This is a genomic window from Chitinivibrionales bacterium, assembly GCA_014728215.1.
Lineage (GTDB): Bacteria > Fibrobacterota > Chitinivibrionia > Chitinivibrionales > WJKA01 > WJKA01.
In genome coordinates, this window is sequence record WJLZ01000056.1 from 1 (window position 1) to 2956 (window position 2956).

Below are 2956 nucleotides of genomic sequence, written 5' to 3' on the forward strand. Positions count from 1 at the left end.
ATGGACAAAGGTCCTGATTCCTGGGAGAATCGTTTCCCTTTGATAACCGATGTTATTCAGGATTCAAAATGTGATATTATCGGCTTGCAGGAAGCGCTTCAGTTTCAAATCGATCAGATTGGCAGTGAATTTCCGTATTATGGTGTTGTCGGCCACGGGCGGCGTGATGGTATTTCCAGAGGCGAGCAGGCTGCTATTCTCTACAATAACGAGCGCTTTGCGGTACACAGCTCAGGCGCCTTCTGGTTTTCAGATACACCAGATATCCCCGGTTCCTTTGATCCGCCATTTACCAAGCCTCGCATCTGTACCTGGGTGCGGCTGGTGCCGCTTGCCGAGGGTACTCCGCTGTATGTGTACAATGTACACCTTGCCCCACTCTCTTTCAGGCTTCGTAAAAATATCGAATTGCTGGCGGAACGTATCCATGAGCGTGAATTTGACGACCCTGTGGTGGTAACCGGTGATTTCAATGCCGGAGAAAGTCATAAAGCCATGAAGATGCTGACCAGCAGTGCTTTGACCGGTTCAAATAATCATCAGGAGAAATCCGTGCAGCCGGCGCTGTTCGACACTTTTCAGAATAATTTCAAGGGAGATTCATTATGCGGTACTTATCATGCATTCAAGGGTTGGCGTTTTTTACCGCGACTCGATTATATTCTGGCTAACCCTCATTTTTCAGTCTCCGAAAGCAAAATCATTCGTTACAGCCGCTTTAGTCGATATCCCTCAGACCATTTTCCGGTGATATCGATATTGACTATGGAGAACGCAAATATAGACTATGCAGGCGCTGCAAAAAGATGAAAAGCTACGCCGCTATCTCCTGGAACGAAATAATCACGGTCTTTACCGGGTATCACACTTTATTAATATCAGGATAAAAATCGAATGACACGGCCGAAGCAACTGATGTAATTTCCATCTACACACAAAGCTGCTCAAGTGAGTTGCGTCTGTATCAAACCGGGGATTGTGCTGTTGTTTCCCGCTGAATAATAATGCCGTCAACGGTTACGGGCTTCAATCCTCGTGGCGCCGATTTTGTATCAATCAGGTACCCCAGCAACCGGTGAAGAAGTGCTCGCACATTGAAATTATAGCTGGTAAGTCTGGTAACAAGGCTTTCGTAGGTATCATCGAAACCCATGATTGAAAGCGTTTGGGGAACTGCAATGCCTTTACGTTTGCAGTAATCCAGGGCTTGCAGCGCGACTATGTCATTAGCGCACACCCAGGCAGTGCACTCTTTTATTGCAACTGCACGCTCAAAAAGCTGATCGAGGGTTTCGGCCCATAGAGCTTGCGGCAACTTTCGCACCGGAATCGTATCGGTGAAAACGCTTTCAACCGTTCGAATAAAATGGGGTTTTACCTGCTTTCTCCACTGCTCGTATGCCTTTTTCAGAATATCGAATTTACCTTTCGTTCCGGCATCAAAACGATAGAATCCATAAATGTTAGCAGGATTCCGGAGCACAATTGGAATAACTTCGTAGCCCGGCCCTGCGAATCTGCATGTCTTCTGCATTCCGTGCAACCTGTTCTGTGACCAGAGCGCTTCATGAAAAGGAGATAAATAGGCGATATGGCGATGCCCCAGATCTATCAAAAAACGGGTAGCCGCTTCTCCACAATCGGCTGATATGGAATTACTGAATATGCGAAAGAACTCTTTTATGCATGATGCCGGAAGCACCAGGCCTCCTGTTGAGTCCAGCACGGCCACCGGTTTGCCAAAGGAGGAAAGAATTTCGAAAACATAGCGTACACCGGGAGAAAGCGCGGGAATAATAAAGCAATATCCCAGAACAGAATCGTCGTCTCGAAGTTCGAAGTAATCCCGGTTTCCCGGCCGGGAAAAAACAGCCGGGGGCATCACAGGTATCTGAACCGGTTCGTGGAATGTCGCATGCCCAAACATCTCGAGCCGCAGATCGCGTCGGCCGCATTCCAGATCCAACAGCCTTAGAATATCCTGATTAACCCCCTCAAAACGCACTTCACGCCTGTTATTCTCCATTGAAACAAGTCGAATCCTGCTTTTCGCTGCAGGCTTGACAAAGCCTACAACCCGATAGCTCCTTTTGTATGGCTCAAGATATTTCTCGGCAACCAATGTTCTGAGTGCCCGCTTGAGTGTCCTGAACGAGGTATTATAGCGGATGCAGAGCTCTTTTAATGATGGAAATGGAGTATCGGACTGATACGCTCCATTCAAAATATCTGTTCTCACGGCACGAGTAACGACTGCCGACATGCCGCCGGTAAGCGGCGTTATATCGATCTCATCACGAACAGCATCAGCACCTTCTTTGCCTGCGATATAATATCCTTTACACCGCTGCTTGGTCAGAAGCCCTTTATCTGTAAGCCGGTCGGCAGCTTTTATTATCGTATTTATCGAAACATGCGCATTTTGAGCCAGATGACGCAATGGCGGAAGCGGAGCGAAGGGCTCACTCCTGGTATGAATGAAACGAAATAAATAATCAATTGCTTTTTCTGTTGAAGGCGATCGCTTGTTTCGCATACAAAAAATATACCAAAAGTGAGACAACATTTCAACATTTATCATTAAGATCAATTTTTTTCCCTTAAATGTTGGCCGATTTTGTCTATCTTTTATCATAGGCAAGGATTTTCATGTGTTATAACTAATTCACAACCAGCAAAAAGGAGGATGGAGTTATGAAGCGTTTAACTTTCAGCACATGCATGATCGCTTTATCGGTTTTTGCGATGCCGGGTTTTGCCCAGAACTGGGTACGCACATTTGATGGACCAAAGGACAATGATAACGGCAGCAGAAGAAATGCCATTATCAAGCAGGAGTTCCTCATGACGAAAGCTGCGATCAATACCCCCTATGCGCATCCGTCAATGATTGACGAGACCAAAGAAGGCACCCTTATCATTATGTTCAATGCAGGTCAGTCGGAGGGTGAAGGCG

At 46.5% G+C, this 2956-nt stretch carries 3 protein-coding genes; 2 read left to right on the forward strand and 1 reads right to left on the reverse strand.

What is annotated here, in order from left to right:
- Entirely contained in the window at nt 1–810 is an 810-nt protein-coding gene (locus GF401_03830; GenBank protein ID MBD3344175.1) for a hypothetical protein, read from the forward strand.
- A gap of 154 nt (nt 811–964) precedes the next feature.
- Here GF401_03830 and GF401_03835 read toward each other — a convergent pair whose 3' ends face one another.
- The gene (locus GF401_03835) at nt 965–2635 is read right to left on the reverse strand and encodes a GntR family transcriptional regulator (protein MBD3344176.1); all 1671 of its coding nucleotides are present in this window, start codon (nt 2633–2635) and stop codon (nt 965–967) included.
- 59 nt (nt 2636–2694) lie between these two features.
- Here GF401_03835 and GF401_03840 point away from each other — a divergent pair.
- A partial coding sequence (locus GF401_03840) for a hypothetical protein (protein ID MBD3344177.1) occupies nt 2695–2956 on the forward strand: 262 nt, incomplete at its 3' end.